At 57.9% G+C, this 19869-nt stretch carries 24 protein-coding genes; 13 read left to right on the top strand and 11 right to left on the bottom strand.

Annotated features, from left to right (window positions below; all coding sequences use genetic code 11):
- Positions 1-2: 2 nt before the first annotated feature.
- The 5 genes from CU102_RS01650 to CU102_RS01630 form a co-directional block, all read right to left on the bottom strand.
- Positions 3-326, bottom strand: a complete 324-nt coding sequence (locus CU102_RS01650; protein WP_106709205.1) for an RcnB family protein — start codon at positions 324-326, stop codon at positions 3-5.
- 161 nt (positions 327-487) lie between these two features.
- Positions 488-1744 (bottom strand): D-amino acid dehydrogenase, encoded by a 1257-nt coding sequence (locus tag CU102_RS01645; protein ID WP_106709204.1) that lies wholly within the window; start codon positions 1742-1744, stop codon positions 488-490.
- A gap of 247 nt (positions 1745-1991) precedes the next feature.
- Positions 1992-2201, bottom strand: a complete 210-nt coding sequence (locus CU102_RS01640) for a cold-shock protein (RefSeq protein WP_106709203.1) — start codon at positions 2199-2201, stop codon at positions 1992-1994.
- 326 nt (positions 2202-2527) lie between these two features.
- Positions 2528-2785, bottom strand: a complete 258-nt coding sequence (locus CU102_RS01635) for a hypothetical protein (RefSeq protein ID WP_245425114.1) — start codon at positions 2783-2785, stop codon at positions 2528-2530.
- 47 nt (positions 2786-2832) lie between these two features.
- Positions 2833-3030, bottom strand: a complete 198-nt coding sequence (locus CU102_RS01630) for a hypothetical protein (RefSeq protein WP_106709202.1) — start codon at positions 3028-3030, stop codon at positions 2833-2835.
- Positions 3031-3262: 232 nt separating this feature from the next.
- Here CU102_RS01630 and CU102_RS01625 point away from each other — a divergent pair, with 232 nt between their 5' ends.
- On the top strand, positions 3263-3832 hold the full coding sequence (locus CU102_RS01625) for a dihydrofolate reductase family protein (RefSeq protein ID WP_106709201.1): 570 nt from the start codon (positions 3263-3265) through the stop codon (positions 3830-3832).
- Positions 3833-3862: 30 nt separating this feature from the next.
- Here the strand turns inward: CU102_RS01625 and CU102_RS29630 are convergent, their stop codons facing one another.
- Positions 3863-4003 carry a hypothetical protein gene (locus CU102_RS29630; protein ID WP_166648292.1) on the bottom strand — a complete coding sequence of 47 codons (141 nt, stop codon included), beginning with the start codon at positions 4001-4003 and terminating at the stop codon, positions 3863-3865.
- A gap of 282 nt (positions 4004-4285) precedes the next feature.
- On the opposite strand from CU102_RS29630, the gene CU102_RS01615 reads away from it, so the two are divergent.
- Positions 4286-4468 (top strand): hypothetical protein, encoded by a 183-nt coding sequence (locus CU102_RS01615; protein ID WP_133624363.1) that lies wholly within the window; start codon positions 4286-4288, stop codon positions 4466-4468.
- A 57-nt stretch (positions 4469-4525) separates the two neighbouring features.
- On the opposite strand, the gene CU102_RS01610 is transcribed toward CU102_RS01615, so the two are convergent.
- The gene (locus CU102_RS01610) at positions 4526-5455 is read right to left on the bottom strand and encodes a LysR family transcriptional regulator (protein WP_106709198.1); all 930 of its coding nucleotides are present in this window, start codon (positions 5453-5455) and stop codon (positions 4526-4528) included.
- 119 nt (positions 5456-5574) lie between these two features.
- Here CU102_RS01610 and CU102_RS01605 point away from each other — a divergent pair, with 119 nt between their 5' ends.
- Positions 5575-6174, top strand: coding sequence for an NADPH-dependent F420 reductase (locus CU102_RS01605; protein ID WP_245425112.1), 600 nt, complete (start codon positions 5575-5577; stop codon positions 6172-6174).
- A gap of 159 nt (positions 6175-6333) precedes the next feature.
- Here CU102_RS01605 and CU102_RS29625 read toward each other — a convergent pair whose 3' ends face one another.
- Positions 6334-6498, bottom strand: coding sequence for a hypothetical protein (locus CU102_RS29625; protein WP_166648293.1), 165 nt, complete (start codon positions 6496-6498; stop codon positions 6334-6336).
- A gap of 434 nt (positions 6499-6932) precedes the next feature.
- On the opposite strand from CU102_RS29625, the gene CU102_RS01600 reads away from it, so the two are divergent.
- From CU102_RS01600 to CU102_RS01590, 3 genes are all read left to right on the top strand, one after another.
- On the top strand, positions 6933-7856 hold the full coding sequence (locus CU102_RS01600; protein WP_166648294.1) for an NAD-dependent epimerase/dehydratase family protein: 924 nt from the start codon (positions 6933-6935) through the stop codon (positions 7854-7856).
- 279 nt (positions 7857-8135) lie between these two features.
- Positions 8136-9599: a Ppx/GppA phosphatase family protein gene (locus CU102_RS01595; protein ID WP_106709435.1), complete on the top strand. Its 1464-nt coding sequence runs from the start codon at positions 8136-8138 to the stop codon at positions 9597-9599.
- Positions 9592-10293: an RlmE family RNA methyltransferase gene (locus CU102_RS01590; protein ID WP_106709196.1), complete on the top strand. Its 702-nt coding sequence runs from the start codon at positions 9592-9594 to the stop codon at positions 10291-10293. Before CU102_RS01595 ends, CU102_RS01590 begins: the two co-directional genes overlap by 8 nt.
- 338 nt (positions 10294-10631) lie before the next feature.
- Here CU102_RS01590 and CU102_RS01585 read toward each other — a convergent pair whose 3' ends face one another.
- On the bottom strand, positions 10632-12035 hold the full coding sequence (locus CU102_RS01585) for a DHA2 family efflux MFS transporter permease subunit (protein WP_106709195.1): 1404 nt from the start codon (positions 12033-12035) through the stop codon (positions 10632-10634).
- A gap of 239 nt (positions 12036-12274) precedes the next feature.
- Here CU102_RS01585 and CU102_RS01580 point away from each other — a divergent pair, with 239 nt between their 5' ends.
- The 5 genes from CU102_RS01580 (at position 12275) to CU102_RS01560 (ending at position 16371) form a co-directional block, all read left to right on the top strand.
- Positions 12275-13258: an MBL fold metallo-hydrolase gene (locus CU102_RS01580; protein ID WP_106709434.1), complete on the top strand. Its 984-nt coding sequence runs from the start codon at positions 12275-12277 to the stop codon at positions 13256-13258.
- A 194-nt stretch (positions 13259-13452) separates the two neighbouring features.
- Positions 13453-14955, top strand: coding sequence for an IMP dehydrogenase (gene guaB / locus CU102_RS01575; protein WP_106709194.1), 1503 nt, complete (start codon positions 13453-13455; stop codon positions 14953-14955).
- 119 nt (positions 14956-15074) lie between these two features.
- A complete protein-coding gene (locus CU102_RS01570; protein ID WP_106709193.1) occupies positions 15075-15614 on the top strand; it encodes a DinB family protein in 540 nt (179 codons plus the stop codon).
- An 86-nt stretch (positions 15615-15700) separates the two neighbouring features.
- Positions 15701-15943 carry a type II toxin-antitoxin system VapB family antitoxin gene (locus CU102_RS01565; RefSeq protein ID WP_106709192.1) on the top strand — a complete coding sequence of 81 codons (243 nt, stop codon included), beginning with the start codon at positions 15701-15703 and terminating at the stop codon, positions 15941-15943.
- 32 nt (positions 15944-15975) lie between these two features.
- Positions 15976-16371 (top strand): type II toxin-antitoxin system VapC family toxin, encoded by a 396-nt coding sequence (locus tag CU102_RS01560; RefSeq protein ID WP_106709433.1) that lies wholly within the window; start codon positions 15976-15978, stop codon positions 16369-16371.
- Between the two features lie 17 nt (positions 16372-16388).
- On the opposite strand, the gene CU102_RS01555 is transcribed toward CU102_RS01560, so the two are convergent.
- On the bottom strand, positions 16389-17438 hold the full coding sequence (locus tag CU102_RS01555; RefSeq protein WP_106709191.1) for an SDR family oxidoreductase: 1050 nt from the start codon (positions 17436-17438) through the stop codon (positions 16389-16391).
- Positions 17439-17547: 109 nt separating this feature from the next.
- On the opposite strand from CU102_RS01555, the gene CU102_RS01550 reads away from it, so the two are divergent.
- Positions 17548-18477, top strand: coding sequence for a LysR family transcriptional regulator (locus tag CU102_RS01550; RefSeq protein WP_106709190.1), 930 nt, complete (start codon positions 17548-17550; stop codon positions 18475-18477).
- 18 nt (positions 18478-18495) lie between these two features.
- Positions 18496-18921 carry an MAPEG family protein gene (locus tag CU102_RS01545; protein ID WP_106709189.1) on the top strand — a complete coding sequence of 142 codons (426 nt, stop codon included), beginning with the start codon at positions 18496-18498 and terminating at the stop codon, positions 18919-18921.
- Here the strand turns inward: CU102_RS01545 and CU102_RS01540 are convergent.
- Complete coding sequence (locus CU102_RS01540) at positions 18918-19847, bottom strand: hydrogen peroxide-inducible genes activator (protein ID WP_106709188.1); 930 nt, start codon at positions 19845-19847, stop codon at positions 18918-18920. The genes CU102_RS01545 and CU102_RS01540 overlap by 4 nt on opposite strands.
- Positions 19848-19869: the final 22 nt, after the last annotated feature.

Here is a 19869-nt window from a genome sequence, read left to right as displayed (position 1 = left end):
CGCTAGCGGATCTGCACCAGCGTCGAGATCATACCGGTGGCAATACTGATCATGACATAATCATTGTCCGCTCGTACCCACTGGTAGCCGCGCGGTGGCGTGCGCAAATGATAACGATGATAGTCGCGCACCACATTGCGGCGATAGCTCGAAGGAAGGGCGTGGCCACGCGACCAGCGTGTTTTCTTGACGACGACCTTCTTCTTGACGATCACCTCTTTCTGCTGGTGGCCATACCCGTGGCCCCTGTAGTTTTGCTGCTGCGCAAAGGCAGCCGGCGTCGCGATCAGGGAGATGGCAAGTGCAGCCAGAGCTATCTTCTTCATGTTCGTTACCTCGTCAGTTGAGCGGTTGGGTTGAAACCACAGGTGTCTTGGGACGCGCTGTGGTTTTAGGCCCGACGAGATGAACGAAAACTGAATGCTCACCTTAACAATTTGTAATGTTTAAAATGGCTTAGCGCTGATTCTGAGCTCCGCGCACTGTCTCAGCCATACCGGCTGATATTGAGTGGTGACGCATCGACATCCGGCGATTTTCCCGAGACGAGGTCCGCAAGAACTCGTCCGGTACCGCACCCCATTGTCCAGCCGAGAGTGCCGTGGCCGGTGTTGAGGTAAAGATTGGAATATTTGGTACCGCCGCCAATGATCGGAGGGCCGTCCGGCGTCATCGGACGCAGTCCCGTCCAGAAAGTCGCCTTGCTCAGGTCGCCGCCACCGGGAAACAGATCGCCGACCGAGTGGTGCAGCGTCGCCCGGCGCGCATCGCGCAGGTTCAGGTCGTAACCGGAGATCTCGGCGGTACCGCCCGCGCGAATGCGGTTTCCGAGACGCGTGATCGCCACCTTGTAGGTTTCGTCCATGATAGTGGAGACCGGTGCCGCGTCCTCGTCAGCCACCGGGGCGGTGATTGAATAGCCCTTGATCGGATAGACCGGGATGTGCACGCCTATGCGCCTCAGCAGGAACGGCGAATAGCTGCCAAAGGCGACGACATAGGCATCAGCCGTTAGTTCCTCCGTTTCGGTCGAAACGCTGGCGATACGATTGCTGCCGGTGTTGATCGAAGTAATCGTCGTGTTGAAGCGGAATGTTACACCCTCATCGGCGCAGAGTGCCGCGAGCTTTTCGGTGAACATCTGGCAGTCACCGGTCTCATCGCCCGGAAGGCGCAGGCCACCGACGAATTTGCCTTTGACGTTGGCGAGTGCCGGTTCTGCAGCGATGCACCCGGCCGGGTCGAGGAGTTCATAGGGAACGCCAAATTGCTTCAGCACCTCGATGTCTCCGCCGGTGCCGTCATATTGCTTCTGGGTGCGAAAGAGCTGCAGCGTCCCTTGCGTGCGTTCGTCATAGGCAATGCCTACTTCGGATCGCAACGCCTTCAGGCAATCGCGGCTATACTCGGCAATCGGCACCATGCGCGCCTTGTTGCGGGCATAGCGTGCCGAGGTGCAGTTGCGCAGCATGCGCAGGACCCAGAGCGCCATGTAGGGATCGACTTTTGGCCGAACGACCAACGGTCCGAAATGCATCAGCATCCATTTGATCGCCTTGATGGGGACGCCCGGTCCAGCCCATGGCGAAGAATAGCCCGGCGATATTTCCCCGGCATTGGCAAAGCTTGTTTCCAGCGCCGGGCCGGGCTGGCGGTCGACCACGACAACTTCATGTCCTGCCTGAGCCAGGTACCAGGCCGATGTGACACCGACAACGCCACTGCCAAGGACAAGAACTTTCATGGGCGGGAGACTCCTTCAAACAAAGCGATACCCCTTGGAGAAAGGGGAGAAGATGAATCGCACTGTGTGATGGCGGCATATTTCTTTCCAGACTTTTCTTGGGCTTGCGCTGAAATGTCTTGGCTTTTCTGCCGTTCCGCAAAAATTTGGGCAAAATAAAAGGCCGGGAAAACCCGACCTTCTCAAATTCGTCTCTACAATCAGTGCCAGTACATCCGTGGTCAAAGACGCGAAGTCGAATTATTCTTTAGGCAGCCTGAAGCTGATCAGCAGTCATCTTGCCGGACTTGTTGTCACGGACCAATTCGAAGCGGATCTTCTGGCCGTCATTGAGGCTGCGCATGCCAGCGCGCTCAACGGCAGAGATGTGTACGAATACGTCTGCAGAACCATCATCTGGCTGAATGAAGCCGAAGCCTTTTGTGGAATTGAACCACTTTACTGTTCCAGTGCTCATAATGAACCCTTTCAATGGAAATATTTCAATACAGGGCGCGACGCGCCATGCAGTTTTTAGCTCGATTTTTGAAGAAGGATCTTTCAGAGCGCGTAAGGCGCAATAAAACTTATAACAAACTACCAAATACCGAGACTGTTACATAGGACTAGATGGTTGCTTCGTCAATGCCCGGAACGCGGAAATAAATTGCAAATCCAAAATAACGCCCATCGATCGATATTTTTTATTTTGAATTAGTTCCCAACCGCCACTGTCAGCACCCGCGTTTTACTGGCGTCAGGTTGACGTAACAGGAAGAACGTGATCCGAACGCCTCCGCAGCGTTACTTGGGTTTGGCAGTGCGAGCTGACTTCGTCTTCGCCACCGGCGGATTTGCGGCGATCTCCGCTTGTTCTTCCGCTTCCTTGGCGAGACGCAACGCCTTCAGGCGCGCTGTCTTGCTTTCCCATTTTGCCGTTTCATCATTGATGATCGCGGCGGCGGCGGCTGTGGTTGCCAGGCTCTTCTGTTCGGAGGGGCTCAGGACTCGCTTGGGGTGGACGCCGACTTCCGGCATCTTTTTCAGACTGTGTTTCATCATATCTCGCATTGTTGGCTTGCAACCATCGCATGCGGTTAGGCCTAAGTCTATCGTACAATCTTTTGCTGGCCTGGCTTCCAGCCGCGCGCGAAACCATAGGACATGGCAAGAGAGGCATATTCAATCTCGCGCAGCAGGAACTCCCGTTCCGCCAGAAGGGCGGCTATCGTCGCCCGCACATCACCCTGATGATAGGCCAGCGCCTCATCGATTTCGTCTTCCAGTTGTTTGGATATGGCGTTCATCAGAATCTCTCCTTTTCAGAAAGATTGCCACAACCGAGGATATAAGAAAAGGAATTTGTTCCTGTTATGTTCACGTATGTAATGCACCCCGATGTAACCGCAAATTCACAACAGCCTTGAGAATTATTGATTCCGGAACAGTTGTGAGACGACCTCTGTCAGGCTAGCCTCCCTCTTCGAACTGCCATGCCAATAGGCGATATTCGAGCCTGTACCCAACGAGGTGCAAGTCATGGGTAAAGTGTTTGCTTCTTTTACAATGTCACTGGACGGCTACGTCGCCGGGCCGAACATCGACCACGAAAACCCCATGGGCGAGGACGGAGAACAACTGCACGAGTGGTTGTTCGACAAGGGAACCGACGTGGACCGGCAAATGGCTGACGATATCAACGGCCGCGTCGGCGCCGTGGTTCTGGGCCGGCGCACTTTTGATTTGGGGCTGCCCCATTGGAACGATACGCCATTTCCGGCCCCAAGCTTTGTCGTTACCCATGAAAGGCGGCAACCTCTGACCATGCCGAGCGCTGCCTTTACCTTCGTCAATGACGGTGTCGAGAGTGCGGTTCGGCAGGCACGGGAGGCGGCGGCGGGCAAGGATGTCGTTGTCATGGGGGCCAGCATAGCCCAACAGGTGTTGAACGCCGGGCTTGTTGATGAGTTGGTGCTGCAAATCGCGCCCATCCTGCTGGGACAGGGTAGCCGCCTGTTTGACAATATTCAGAAGCAATCGGTTCAGCTGAAAAGTACAAACGTGATCGGGTCATCTCTGGTCACGCATCTGCACTACGAAGTGCTGTAGCCCCGGCCAAGACCGGGGCTTCCAGACGGTTCAGGCCTTTGGCTTGCCTTTTGGCGTCGTGCTCTCGGCCTTCTTCAGCATCGAGCTGAATGGAACTTCCGCCTTGGGAGCGGCCTTGTCCTTCTTTGGTTTGCGTACTTCACGATTGCTGCGCTGTTGACCTTTGGCCATGGTATGCTCCTGCGGCTTGAATCCGATGATGTGTCGACGTGAAATCGGCAATTTGGAATGAGATTGGCGGGTCGAGAACCTCTGACGCCGCGAAGAGCCAAGCCTGGCCAAAAGACGATCTAAATATTTCTCGGCGTCATTTGCGGTTTAATTGCGGTTGTTCTTGGTGCTATCCCGCGCGATCGAATGGTGCTAAAATATCGCCACTTGCCTGAAAAGCCGACTTCAGTCCGCTGGATGATCCATCCACTGCGGCCCGATGGCATTTGGAGGACCCCCACCATGATGTTCATGCACGCAATGAACTTTCTTAAGAAGATCAGGAAACCTGTCGTCACATCGGAGGAAACACCCGTCAAGATCACGATACCGCCCGTCAAGAAGCCCGTCCGCCGGGAAGTTGACGACTGCGATGGAAAGCTGCGGCGGATGCGTCAGCTCGTCGAGCAAAATCGCCTGATCTGATCAGCCAACACATCAAAACCGGCGCTGTGGTCAAATGTGGCGCCGGTTTTGCATGCTCTAACCAAGACTTCCTGCGAAACGCTCGGCCAATCTGTCGCGTTTGACGGCCTCGATGAGAAAATCAACAAACACACGTGTCTTGGCGGGCAGCAGCGAGCGACTGGCGTAATAGATCGAAATTGGTCCGGCATCCCCGTACCATTGCGGTGTCAGACGCATGAGGGCGCCGCTTTCCAGGTGGGGCAGGGCATCCGGCACTGCGATCAATGTCACGCCGAGGCCAAGGAGCGCCGCCCGACACATCGCGACAGGGTCGTTGAGCATGATCGTCTCGCGGGGTACAGCCGGCATCTCGGCGCCATGGGTATTTCTCATGGTCCACTGCCGCACCCTGCCGGTGCGCGAAGAGCGCATGACGATCCCGTCCAAGTCGGCCAGGCCTTGCGGGTCGGCGGGCGGTATCCGTCCCTGCATGTATTGGGGTGATGCAACCGCGATAATGTGCGCCGGCGCCAGCGTGCGCGCAACGATACCCTGCGCCAGTTCGAAACCGCCGCCGATCGCGGCGTCGAAACCCTCGGCAATCAGATCGACCTGGCGATTATCGAATTGCCAGTCGGGACGGATCTGCGGGTAGCGCTCAAGGAAGGACGGGAGGAGCGGCAGGATATAGTTGGTGCCGAAATTGATGCTGGCGCTGATCTTGAGCACACCTGCCGGCTCGCCCTGGTCGGCGGCAACATTGGCGATGGCCTGCTGCAGTCCCTCGAGATTTCCTTCGACAGCAAGCAGAAACCGCTCTCCCTCCTCGGTCAGCGTCAGCTTTCGTGTGCTGCGGTGAAACAGGCGCACACCCAGGTTGCGCTCGAGCATTGCCACGTTACGGCTCACTGCTGCGGGCGTCAGCGCGAGGCGTCGTGCCGCCGCGGAAAAGCCCCCCGTTTCAGCACTGCGGACAAAGGATTCCAGATTCGCCAGCGTTTCCATGATTCAACCTTCAATGATTAGTTGAAAGTAATAAAAGCCATTACTCACTTATCGTCAATGAATGAATGGGCCATCTTCACTCCATCAAAACCAACGAAGAGCCTCAAAGGAGTATGATCATGAGTATTGGAATTATTGGATCTGGCGCAATCGGCTCAGCCTTTGCGCGTGCTCTTGCCAACGCCGGAATCGAAGCCACAATCGCCAACAGCCGCGGCCCGGAGTCGCTGAAGGATTTGGTCGATGAGCTCTCCCCTTCGATCAGGGCCGGCACGGCTGCGGAGGCGGCAAGCGCCGACATGGTGTTGGTCGCGGTGAACTGGAAGAAATTGCCAGATGCCCTTGCCAACTTGCCGGCATGGCGTGACCGCATCGTCATCGACGCCAACAACCCGATAGAGGCGCCATTGTTCGAGCCGGTCGACCTTGGCGGTCGCGCCTCCAGTGAGGTGTTTGCGAAACTGGTGCCCGGTGCACGCGTTGTGAAGTCATTCAATCATCTGCAAGCGCGTTTGCTGTCATCCGACCCGAAGGCTGAGGGTGGACGCCGCGTCCTCTTCTATTCCGGCGACGACACTGCCGCCAAGGCCGAAGTCGGCGCGCTCATTGAACGGCTCGGCTTTTTCGGCCTTGATCTTGGCCCGCTAGCCACGGGCGCACGGCTCGTCCAGTTCCCGGGAGGGCCGCTACCGGTACACAATCTGGTCAAGTTTGGCTAAAGCGCTTGTTCAGAAAGAACCCGCTTCCGGCGACGAGGCGGGTTCCTTGCATTGAACATAATCAGCATTCTCGTTTTCTGGTCCATGAGGCTTGGCACCGCCCGGGGAGGGCATGAATTGAAGTCGATGCCAAACCCCGCTGACGCCAATATGGTCAGCTTACGACAACGCCAGGATCAGTAATTTGTTCCACGGACCAAATGCTATTCCGGTCCGTGCAAATGCCGCTCCTACGGCCCATACAATGGCGAGAAATATCAGCGCGACTGCAGTCAGCAATAGGACCCCGGCAAGAGTGACGGGCCTGTGATCATGCTCGGACATTTTAACATCTCAAGATTGTGTTGGCCGCTTTAATACAACTTATGCGCGAATAAGCAACGAGAACATGTGTCGATGCGGAGGCGCAAAAGAAAGCGGCTTTGGTACCAGGTGGTTGGGACGAGGGCGATCAGACGTACCGGCTTGACGGAATCAAGGCGGCGAGGAATTTCGTTTTGAGAGATTGAAAATCAAGCTGACGCATACGCAAACTTCCCATGACATTCGTGCATTGCGGTATTTCTCCCCGAGTCACGTCGATCGACTCGAGTTTGCAGGCTAACATGGCACCGGCATATGCCATACTGCGCAGCACTAATCCTTTCGATGTAGGCAAACGTGTCACTTGATGATGTTGGCATTGGCGGGCGACGCTGCATTGCAACAAAACCGCTCCTGTTGCTATGAGTGGCGATCGAAGAGAAGGGACAGGCTATATGGTAGCGGGCACAGTTCTCGTAACGGGAGCTTCGGGTTTCGTCGGACTGGCGCTCGTCCCGCAGTTGCGGTCCGCGGGCTACCGCGTCGTTGCTGCGACGCGAAATCCCGACAAATTCGAGGGCTTGGAAGCCGTTCGCTTGCCGTCACCGGCAGAACCGGCCGAGGCTTTCGCGCATATCGTCGCGAACGTTGATCACGTGGTGCATCTGGCCGCCATTGCCCACACGCAGCTTGCCGGCGCCGCCGCCACCTACCACGCCGTCAACTGCGAGCTGGCGGCCAAGCTGGCCGAAGCTGCCCACAGGACCATCGCCGGCAAGTTCGTCTTCGTCTCGTCCATCCGGGCACAATGCGGAAGTGTTCACTCAGGAGTTGCGGTCGAGAGTGATCCGCCGCAACCGACCGACGACTACGGGCGGGCAAAGCTCGCCGCAGAGGCCGAAATTGCCAGCATCATGACGCGCGGCAACTACACCATCCTGCGCCCCGTCCTCGTCTATGGCGCCGGTGTCAAAGGGAATATGGCGGCGCTGAGCAAGCTCGCATCGCTGCGAGCGGCACTGCCGTTGAAATCGCTTGATGCGAGGCGCTCCCTGCTCGACCGCGCCTCTCTCTGTGCCGCGATCATCCATAGTCTGCGCGAGACAGGAACGGATGCCGGTACATTCATAGTAGCAGACAAAAGCCCGGTAACAGTGCCGCAAATTATCACTGCCATTCGCCGCGGGCTGGGGCGCAAACCTGGGCTGTTTTCCTGCCCGACCTGGGTTTTGGCGGCGGCGGCGCGGCTGACAGGCCAGGGTGCCCGCTGGCAAACGATGAACGGCGATCTTATCGCCAGCTCGGCAATGCTGCAGTCGACCGGCTGGAGCGCGGTTGAAAATTCTGCACGTCGGATTGAGGACCTGTCGCGGCATTGACCCTGACGCAGATTGCTAATTTGCGCCTAAAGTCTGCTGAGGTTCATGTCAGGGCGCGCCGAAAATGGTGATTTTCGAGAACCGGAGCGCAGTGAACTTTTCATGTTCATGAGCACCGGATCGCAGAAGAGCGCCATTTGCAGGCCGTCATGACGTTGAATATCAAAAGACCTTGGCCCTTGGATATTCGCCAAAGCATGCTACATTGTGCCCAACGTTAATTGAACAGCGTCATGCTTGCGTCCTTTTAGGTTCGCGCGGCGCTCGAAGGATAAGACTTTGAAAGACCCCGAATCGGGCGCATCGGACGCGCCGAATGGAGGGGCGTCTGGCGGTGGCAACGTGTCGAATGGCACGGTAGGTCCCGCCAAGAACGGACCCGGGCCGCATGGGGATCCTGCGCAAAATGTGCAGGAAAACTGGTCCGATTCTGAAGGTAGACGCTTCGACAAAAACCCCAAGAAACGTGCGCGCCGCCGCAGGCGTGGCAAGTCGAAACAGTCGCCTGCTTCGACGGTGCCGGCTGTTGCCACGGCGGCGCCGCCTGTTACGGCGGAGGGCATAAATCCCACCGTAAAGACCGGCAAGAAGCGCCGCCCCAACCGGTTTCGCCGTCGTGGCCGCGCGGGCATCAAACCGGCCGACGCAGTTGCCCCGGCTGTCTCTTCGCCGTCAAACGGATCTTCTGCGCCATCCGCGCCGGAAGCACCGCGGCATGAACCCAGGCACTTCAATCCGCTTTATGCCGCGCTTGATCTTGGCACCAACAATTGCCGGCTTCTGGTGGCATCGCCCACGCGCCCCGGGCAATTCCGCGTGGTGGATGCATTCTCGCGTATTGTTCGTCTTGGCGAAGGGTTGGGCGCTTCGGGGCGCCTTAGCGTCAACGCCATGAGCCGGGCGATCGAGGCGCTGAAGATTTGCCGCGACAAGCTCGACAATCATGATGTGCGCAAGGCGCGCCTGATTGCCACTGAGGCTTGCCGCCAGGCAGAGAATGGCGAGGAGTTCCTCGACCGGGTGAAGGAAGAGACCGGTCTGGAGCTTGAGATCATCAACCGTCAGACCGAGGCGCGCCTTGCGGTCTCGGGCTGCGGTACGCTGGTTGAGCGCGAGACCGACGCGGTCGTGTTGTTCGACATTGGCGGCGGCTCATCTGAGATCGCGCTGATCGATGTTTCGGAGCGCCGTTCGCCGCGTCTTGCCGAGCATATCATTGCGTGGACATCACTGCCGGTAGGCGTTGTCACGCTTGCCGAGCGCTTTGGCGGGCGCGATGTGACGAGGGACAACTTCGCCATCATGGTCAATCATGTCGCGGAACTCCTGAGCGATTTCTCCGAACGTCATAAGCTCGGCGATCTCGTCAAGAGCCAGAACTTTCATTTGCTCGGCACGTCGGGCACTGTGACCACGCTTGCAGGCATCCATCTGGGGCTAGAGCGCTATGACCGCCGCCGCATTGATGGCATCTGGATGCAGAATGACGACGTTACCGAAATGACGAGCCGGCTCTTGTCCTGGAGTTTCGACGAGCGCGTTGCCAATCCGTGTATCGGCGCAGACAGGGCTGATCTCGTTCTTGCCGGCTGCGCCATCCTCGACGCCATTCGCAATGTCTGGCCCAGCCAGAAGCTGCGCGTCGCCGATCGCGGCTTGCGCGAAGGCATATTGACTGAACTCATGTCGCGCGACGGCGCGTGGCGCAATCGTTGGCAGCGTTCCGGGAGTGCACATGGCTAAGACAACAACTGGTGGCCGTGGTGGTACGGGTACGCGCGGACTTCATACCAAGATCAAGAAAAAGGCCGGCACGATCAAGGAATCGTCGCGCCGCTGGCTTGAGCGTCACATCAACGATCCCTACGTACAGCGCTCCAAGCAGGATGGCTATCGCTCTCGTGCAGCTTACAAGCTGATCGAGATCAATGATCGCTACAAGCTCCTGAAGAAGGGCCAGCGGATCATTGATCTGGGCGCCGCTCCGGGCGGCTGGAGCCAGATTGCCGCGTCGATCGTCGGTTCTCCCGATGATTTTCCGACGGTTGTTGGCATTGATTATCTGCACGTCGATCCCTTGCCGGGCGTGACCTTGCTTGAAATGGATTTCCTCGACGACGCGGCACCGGAAAAATTGATTGAAGCGCTCGGCGGCAAGCCTGACATCGTGCTCTCCGACATGGCAGCGCCAACCACTGGCCATCGTCGTACCGATCACATCCGCACGACGCATCTTTGCGAGGTTGCTGCGGATTTTGCGGTTTCCGTCCTGCGCCCGGGCGGTCATTTCCTCACCAAGACGTTTCAGGGTGGCACGGAAAACGAGTTGCTCACGCTTCTGAAGCAGAATTTCAAGTCGGTGCACCACGTCAAACCGCCGGCATCGCGGGCAGAATCGGTGGAGCTTTACCTGCTGGCGCGCGACTTTAAAGGGTAACCAGGCGACGCTTCATCGCCTTGGAAATGCAACGAACGCTGCTATATTGCATCCTGGAGTGGGAACGAGCTTTCGCCCGTCCCCGATCCTTATCTTGAGAATTGAACCCGGACAGTGACTTGCCAGCCAGGCCGGGTTCTTTTCATGATAAGGGTGATGCACAACGGTTTCACCCGCATGGATCACCTCCAAGTTTGAGGGCAAGGCTGATGTCGCAGTTGGAGGAGCCAATCTCCTCCAATGCACCGGCTGGCGCGGTGTTTGTTGCTTTTACCTTCAACCCAATCACTATCGATTTTGTTGCGATTGGGCACAACAAACGCAGAGTTGTAGCGCTCTCACTCCGCCGGCGCAGCAGACTTGACCAGCGACCGGTGTCCCGAGACCTCTGCGCCCGCATCGGGCTTTAGGCCCCTGAACGAAAGACACGCCAGCGCCGATATCGCCGCAACGATAAAGAATCCGATGTGGAAATCCGACAGCTGCAGCGGTCCGCCATGAATCTTGGTCGAAACCTCGAGAATGCCGCCGGCGACCGCAACGCCGAGCGCGATGGAGATTTGCTGCGCCACGGAACTGATGGGCGTCGCGAGGCTCGTCTGCTCGTTCGGGATATCCGCATAGGCGAGGGCATTGGTCCCGGTGAAGAACAGAGAGCGGAAGAAACCGCCGGCAAGCAAGAGAACGACCATCAGCCAATACGGCGTTTCGGGTGTGAAGAACCCGTTGATCGCGATGAACGCCGCGGCGACCACGGACCCATACATGAGGGAATTGCGGAAGCCGGTCTTTTGGTAAAACCATTTCGTCACGAGCTTCATGCTCATGGCGCCCAGTGCCGACACAAACGTGATCAGGCCAGATTCGAACGGTGTCATACCGAAGCCGATCTGGAACATAAGCGGCAGAAGAAACGGAACAGCGCCGACACCGATGCGAAACAGGCTGCCGCCGACGATTGACGCTCTGAACACCTGGTTGTTGAAAAGATCGAGCGCGAGCAAGGGCTCCGCCGTTCTGCGCGCGTGAAGCAGATAGAGGATCGTCGATACGATGCCCAGGGCGAGCGTCGACAAACCCACCCAGGTCGGCAAGGCAGGAAGGCTGACGACCGATAGCCCGAACACAATCCCGGACGCGGCAATGCCGCTGAGGAAAAAGCCGGGTACGTCAAGCGGCCGCTGCACCAGGGTCTCGATCGCCGGAAGATAGCGCGTCGCGAACCAGATTCCGATGATGCCAATCGGAACATTGATCAGGAAGATCCAGTGCCAGCTGAAATAGGTGGTGAGGAAACCGCCGACAGGGGGCCCGAGGAGCGGACCTATAAGGGCTGGCATGGTCAGCCAGGCCATCGCCCCGACGAGCTCATTGCGCGGTGTCGATCGCACCAGAACAAGGCGCCCGACAGGTGTCATCATTGCCCCGCCCACGCCCTGGAAGAAGCGTGACATGACGAACGCCAGCAATGAATTGGAGACAGCACAGGCAATGGATCCAAGCACGAATACGACGATCGCCGCCCGGAATACATTCTTGGCACCAAATCTGTCGGCCATCCAGCCGCTGACCGGAATGAAGACGGCGAGAGAAACGAGATATGCCGTCAGCGCCAGTTTCAGTGCAATCGGGCTGGTACCGATGTCCGCGGCGATTGCCGGAAGCGATGTGGATATGACGGTAGAGTCCATTTGCTCCATGAACAGAGCCACAGCAAGCACGAGCGGAACGATGCGATTCACATTGAATTCCAGTTCTCAAATGGTTGAGAAAGCAGGCGGCGGGGTCCAGGCGGAAGGACTCGATTGCTCTTGATGCGAGTTCCGATAGCACCGGTGGCGGCAGCGCTCAAGCGCCGATCAAACAGAAGTGATCCAACACCCAATTCTTGTGATCGATTCGGAGTGTGGCAACCGGCGACGGCGACGGAGCGACGTGTAAACTGCGCCGACCCATAATGGCTGATCAAGGAGATATCTTCATGTCGACATTCGAGATTTCCCGCCGCGATCTTTTCCTTGCTTCCAGCGCCGTGGCAGGAGGACTGGCGATCCCGCAATTCATGACAGAAACTGCCGATGCGGCCGTACCACCATCAGACGCAAAGACCCCGGGTTTCAAGCGTTTCCAGCTGGGGGAGTTCGAGGTCACTACACTGCTCGATGGATTGCGGCCTGGCGATGGTCCGCATCCAACCTTTGGCGCTAATCAAAAGCCGGAAACCGTCGCCGAATTGATGAAGGCAAACTTCCTGCCTGAAACGAAAACCGTCAATGGTTTTGCTCCCACTTTGATCAATACGGGATCGGAACTCATCCTGTTCGATACCGGGTTTGGGGCAGGTGGCCGGGAGAATGGTCTCGGGCAAGTCGAAGCCAATATGAAAGCGGCCGGTTACACACCTGATCAGGTCACCATCGTCGTCATCACCCACATGCATGGCGATCACATCGGTGGGCTCATGAACGGCGAAACGCCAGGTTATGCCAATGCGCGCTACGTTGCCGGTGAGATTGAATATGGCTACTGGACCGATCCCGCCCGCGCTGGAACGCCAGCGGAAAACGGCGCGAAGGGCGTCAATGCCAAGGTCAAGCCGCTTGCCGAAAAGACCACATTCATCAAGGCGGGCGATTCCGTCGTCACGGGCATCACCAGCGAGGCGGCCTATGGCCATACGCCCGGGCACATGATTTTCCACATTGAGTCTGCCGGAAAACATCTTGTCCTGACCGCCGATACCGCCAACCACTATGTCGCGTCGCTGCAGCGCCCGGATTGGGAGGTTGCTTTCGATACGGACAAGCAAATGGGTGCGGCAACGCGTACGAAGGTCTTCGACATGATCGCGACCGACAAGCTTCCATTCGTCGGCTACCACATGCCATTCCCGGCTGTCGGCTTTGTCGAAAAGCAGGATATGGGCTATCGCTTTGTGCCCGTCACCTATCAGTTCGACGTCTGAAAGATAGACCGGACGATGCGGTTCGGCGCATTCCCGTCGAACCGCTCGGTTTGGACAATTCTTGTCCGGGGGCTTTCCAAACCGACATATCCGTGTTACCAGCCCGTGCCAATTCACTTGAACACAACCGACTCGGCGCTCCACCACCGTGGTGCGCCCTTTAGTCGTATTAGCGGTATGGTAAGGAATTGGTCATGGCAAAAATCGTTGAATCCGCGACAGGCGCGTTGGCGTTGACATTTGATGATGTCCTGTTGCAACCCGGTCATTCCGAAGTCATGCCCGGCCAGACCGATATTCGTACGCGCATTGCTCCTGATATCGAACTCAACCTGCCGCTGCTTTCGGCAGCCATGGACACGGTCACTGAATCGCGCCTCGCCATCGCCATGGCACAGGCGGGCGGCATGGGCGTCATCCATCGCAATCTCTCGCCGGAATTGCAGGCCGAGGAAGTCCGGCAGGTCAAGAAGTTCGAATCCGGCATGGTCGTCAATCCCGTCACCATTGGTCCCGATGCAACGCTTGCAGATGCGCAGGCTTTGATGCGCTCCCACGGGATTTCGGGTATTCCGGTCGTTGAGAACGCCGGCGAGGGCAGTCGCAAGCCGGGTCGCCTCGTTGGCATCCTCACCAATCGCGACGTCCGTTTTGCCTCCGATCCGGCGCAGAAAATCTATGAATTGATGACGCGCGAGAACCTGATCACCGTCCGCGAGAACGTCCAGCAGGACGAAGCCAAGCGCCTCCTGCATCAGCACCGCATCGAAAAGCTGCTCGTCGTCGACGACAAGGGTTATTGTGTTGGCCTGATCACAGTCAAGGACATGGAGAAGTCGCAGCTCAACCCGAACGCTGCCAAGGATGCCCAGGGCCGGCTTCGTGTCGCTGCCGCATCGAGTGTTGGCGAGGATGGGTTCGAGCGAGCCGAGCGCCTGATTGCCGCCGGCGTCGACGTCCTCGTCATTGACACTGCCCACGGCCATTCGCAGCGCGTGCTGGATGCGGTCACCCGTGCCAAGAAGATGTCCAACGCGGTTCGCATCATCGCCGGGAACGTCGCGACTGCCGCAGGAACGCAAGCGCTCATCGATGCTGGTGCGGACGCCGTCAAGGTCGGCATTGGACCGGGGTCGATCTGCACCACGCGTATTGTCGCCGGTGTTGGCGTGCCGCAATTATCCGCGATCATGTCCGCCGTCGAAGCGGCGCATAAATCAGACATTCCAGTCATTGCCGACGGCGGCATCAAATACTCCGGCGATTTCGCCAAGGCTCTCGCTGCCGGCGCCGCCGCTGCCATGGCCGGTTCGGCGCTTGCCGGAACCGAGGAAAGCCCCGGCGAGGTCTATCTATATCAGGGCCGCTCGTTCAAGGCTTACCGCGGCATGGGCTCGGTCGGTGCCATGGCCCGTGGCTCGGCGGATCGCTACTTCCAGGCGGAAGTGCGCGACGAACTGAAACTCGTACCGGAAGGTATCGAAGGCCAGGTTGCTTACAAAGGCCCGGTCTCCGGTGTCCTGCACCAGCTGGCCGGCGGCCTGCGCGCCTCCATGGGCTATGTCGGCGCAAAAAATCTGGAAGAATTCCGCGAAAAGGCTACATTTGTCCGCATCACCAATGCGGGCTTGCGCGAAAGCCACACCCATGATGTCACGATCACCCGCGAAAGCCCGAACTATCCGGGCGGCAACTAAAGCAATTCCACGAAAAGTGGGAACCGGTTTTCCGTTCGGAATTGCTCCAAAACATAGAGTTAGAGCATTTCCATGCATCTGTCTAAAATGGGAATGCTCTGATAGAGGAGCGGAAGGCGATGGCTGACAACGCCCTCCGCGACCACTTCTCGGCCATGGCGCGCAACAGCGCCTGGTCGAACCACAGGCTGCTCAGCGCCTGCTTGGAACTGACGGATGAAGAGTTCGCGCAGGAGCGCACCAGTTTCTTCCCGTCGATCCAGATGACGCTCAATCACAATCTCATCGTCGATCATATCTACATGGCGGACATGATCGGCAAGGGGCGCCAGAATATCGGCCTCAAGGGCGACATCCCCTTTCCGAAGGCCGCCGATCTGAAACGGGCCCAGGACGAATTCGACAGAAGTCTGATCGAGTTCTGCGATGGCCTGACTGCTTCCGATCTCAACCAGGCCATCTCGATCACCTGGCGCACGGGCGAGACCTCGCAGGAACCGATCCGCCTCGTGCTGTCGCATCTGTTCGTGCACCAGATCCACCATCGCGGCCAGGCACATGCCATGCTGGCAGGGACGAAAGTCCCGCCGCCGCAGCTCGACGAGTTTTTCCTCAACTACGACATTCCACGGCGGAAGGGCGAACCTCACGCTGGTTAGGCCGCTGCCTGATTGCCATTACGCTCATTGATATCCATCTGTATATCCACTATGTTATATCCAAAATATACCCATGAGGATATACCGTGCCGCTTTATATCAAAGACGACAGGATCGACGAGCTAGCCCGACGCTATCAAACCGCGATCAAGGCGACATCCAAGACCGAGGCAGTGAAGAAAGCTTTGCAGCGCGCGTTGGCTGAGCAGAATGCACAGCTTAGTCTTGCCGACATGGTAGCTGATTTCGCCCGGGCATTGCGGGTCAAGGGCGAGGTGGAAGCAGGGCTTCCGGCAGACAAGCAATTTCGGGATAGCCTCTATGACTGATTCCGTACGTGATTGCCTGCGCGGTTGATGCCATGTTCATAGATGCATCGGCGATGGTATCGATGATGACTGGCGAAAGTGATGCTCGTTCGCTTGCTACAAGAATGGAGACGTCACCGCGACGCGTAACCTGCCCCGCTGCCGTCTGGGAGACGGCTGTGAGTGTAGCGAGGGTCCTAAATCTTCCGATCAAGGAAGCAGCGGCGGCTGTTCAGGACTTTCTGGCTTTGGCAACTATTGAGCTGGTCGAAATACCACCGCAGGCGGCTTTTCTCGCGCTTGAAGCTTTTGATCGCTACGGCAAGAACCGTCATCCGGCAAATCTCAACTTTGGCGATTGCTTTGCCTATGCCTGCGCTCGCTTCTACAGCATGCCCTTGCTCTACAAGGGCAATGATTTTCTGCAGACCGATATTGACGCCGCCTGATCATCACGGGTGAGCTGTCACGGAATAATCCTCCGTGCCTTGAGATCACTGAACACGCGCAGGAACATCTCTTCCGTATCGACGTACTCGTGAAAACCCGCGCGCCGCAGCTTGGTGCCGTCGGCAAAGAAGTCGTAGTTCCAGCCGAATACCGCATCGCCGAACGCCCAGGACGACACGTCCCCGTAGGGCGTATCCGCAAGACCATGCTTTTCAACCATTCGGTTCCAGAGCGTTTCCTTGTCCGCCATTATGGTGTTGAGTGACATCGGCAGTGGCGGCGCCACCTCCAGCTCAAAGAATTTGGCGATCTTTGGCCACATCTCGCTCCAGCGAAACAAATCGCCATTGTTTATATTGAACGCCTGGTTGCCGCATTGCGGGTTCGTTGCGATGAATACCGTTGCCCGCGCCAGCAGTCCCGCATCGGTCATCTCCAGCAGACTGTCATAGGCGCCGGGTTTACCGGGAAAGCGCAGCGGAATGCCGAGTTCTTTCGACATCGAGGCATAGACGGCGATCACCGAAGCAAGGTTCATGGGATTGCCGAGCGCAAAGCCTACGACGACTGATGGCCGTAATGCCGACCACGTCCAGCTCTTGCCCTTCTGCAATGCCTCCAAAAAGTCCTGCTGATCGATGTTGAATTCCGGCGGCATGTGACTGGCATCGGTCTCGCGCGCCGGCGTCTTGAATGGCCCAAGATGCGCGCCGTAGACCTTGTAGCCCTGCATCAGGCTGATGTGCTCCAGCCCCGGCGCTATAGATTCAATCGCATTGATGACGTTGACCAGCATCGCCAGGTTGGGCGGCACCAGTTCGGCCCAGGTCGGCCGGTCCTGATAGGCGGCATAGAAGATGTGCGTTGCGTCGGTGAGGTGCGCGAGCTTGTCTCTGGCATCCGCCGCGTCGAGCAGATCGACGGCAATATGGCTGACTTTGCTCACGGCTTCTCCACCGCGCCGCGACAGACCGACGATCTCCCAGTCTCCGAGTTCAACGAGATGGGTGATCAAATTACCGCCGATGATGCCATTGGCTCCAACAACCACTGCTTTCTTGGTCATTCCAGAATCTCCAGTTCAAGTTTCTGCGACCAGAAATGGATCATTCGCCCAGCTTTGCGTAGCCTGTTGAAAATGATAGCATTCATAAGAAATGCTTTGAGGACACCGAATGGACAGATTCGCCGCGATGAACACTTTTGTCCGCGTTGCGGAACTCGGCACCCTTTCCGCGGCAGCGCGAGAGCTCGGGTTGACGCAGCCGGCCGTCAGTCAGCAGATCGCCGCGCTCGAACGGCATCTCGATGTGCGGCTGTTTCATCGCTCAACCCGCAAGCTTGCGCTGACCGAAGGCGGCGAGACCTACTATCAGCACGCGCTTCACATTCTGCGGGCGGTCGGCGAGGCGGAAGAAAGCGCCGGCGAATTGTCCTCGGCATTGCGCGGCAATCTGCGCCTGCATGGACCCGTCGGGTTTGGCCAGACGCATCTATCACCGATCGTCATCGAATTTCAGCGCCTGCATCCGGAATTGATCATCGAGCTCGTCCTTGACGACCGTGTTGCTGATCTGATCGCCGAAGGTGTCGACGTCGCGATCCGTTTCGGCGAGCTGAAGTCATCCGAGCTCATTGCCCGCAAACTCGCCACCTTCGAGCGCATCCTCGTCGCATCGCCGGACTATATTGCGGAACACGGCAACCCGCGGACCCCGCAAGATCTCGCCACCCACCGCCATGTCCGTTTCATATGGTCCCCGCAGGGCGAAGCCATTCCGCTGATCGGACCGCGGGGGCACGTTGCCGCGCCGGTTCGCTCCACCTTCCTCGCCAACAATGCATTCGTTCTCAATGATGCGCTCTGTGCCGGGCTCGGCATCGGTGGAGCACAGGCGCCGCTGGTGCAGGCATTGCTGGACGAGGGCAATCTGGTGCGGGTCCTGCCGGAGTACTCCTACGCTCCCATGGACATTCATGTTGTCTACCCGACAACCCGCTTTCTGCCGCGCAAGGTGCGCGTCTTCGTCGATCACCTCGAGTCACGATTGAGCAGCGTCGCGGGCTTGCGCATGATCCGCAATCCTGAAAGGTACGTAGAGTAATCTCATCAGGAGGATTTCATGTCGCAAACCGCAATTTTCTGGCCGATGATCGCGCTGACATTTTTGATCTGCTGTGTCTATGCCGTTCTCTTTCTCCGGCGCCAGCAGGCCTTGGCAATCGGACAGGCGACTCCGCATGATTTCAAGCTCCCGCTGAAGGAACCGGAAGCCAGCGTCACGGCCATCCGCAACCTGATGAATCTCTACGAACTGCCGACACTGTTCTATGTGGTCTGTCTCTCGCTCTATGCGGTCAACGGCGCCACATTGCTTGCAGTCATCCTCGCTTGGCTGTTTGTGGCCGCGCGCGCCGTCCATACGATTGTCCACATCACGTCGAACCGCTTGCGTCTGCGCCAGCCGCTGTTCCTTGTCGGCTTCATATTGAATGGAGCGCTCTGGGTGCTGCTTGCCCTGCACCTTGCCTTGCCGCCCGTCGCTTAGGCCGCCAGGCCATCCAGCTCTTCGGCCGAAACCATCAGCTTGCTTCTGCAATCGACAATCGAGGCCGCCAACGCTTCGAAATCATCGCGACGCTCGCTCTGCTTGCGCCAGATCAGGCCAATTTCGCGCGATGGTTCCGGATCGGCAAAGGCGACGATGCGGACATTGTTGCGGCTGGCTTCGGTACGGACCGCAATCTCCGGTATAAGCGTCAATCCCATGCCGTGGCTGACCATCTGCAGCAGTGTAGCCATGCTCGTTGCACCGAAATTGACGAGCTGGCGGTGTTTGACGCTGGTACAGACCGCAAGCGCCTGGTCGCGCAGGCAATGGCCTTCCTCGAGCAGAAGCAGTCTTTCCACCGCGACATTTTCCTGCGTCATTGGAGACGTGAGCACGTCGGTATCGTTGCTGGACGTCGCAATCAGGAAGCGGTCGCGAAACAGCGGCTTGGCAACCGTGCCCTCGCCATCGATTGGCAGGGCAGCGATTAGCACGTCGAGATCGCCAAGGCGCAGGTCCTCCACAAGCTTCGATGTAACCGCCTCGCGCAATTCGATCACGAGTTCTGGATACGCCGCCCGTAACTCCGGAATCAGCAGCGGCAGCAGGTAAGGGGCAATTGTTGGAATGATGCCAAGCCGCAATCGACCTCTTAGGATGCCGCGCTTCTGCGCCGCCATCTCCTCGAGTGAGCGTATTTCCTCGAGTATGCCGCGTATGCGAGGTAGCAGCCGCCTGCCCATATCGGTGAGAACAACCGTCCGCCGGGTTCGCTCGAACAGACTGGCGCCGAGCCGCATTTCCATTTCCGCGATCTGCGCCGAGAGCGCCGGCTGCGATATGCGGGCCAATTCAGCGGCTTTGCGGAAATGCAGCGTCGTGGCGAGGATATCGAAATAGTGCATTTGGCGAACTGAAAACATGATAAGTAAATCCTATCAATAA

Source organism: Phyllobacterium brassicacearum (assembly GCF_003010955.1).
In the GTDB taxonomy this organism is placed as follows: Bacteria; Pseudomonadota; Alphaproteobacteria; order Rhizobiales; family Rhizobiaceae; genus Phyllobacterium; species Phyllobacterium brassicacearum.
Note: the sequence above shows the minus strand (reverse complement) of the source record. Positions and strands in the feature narration are given on the sequence as shown.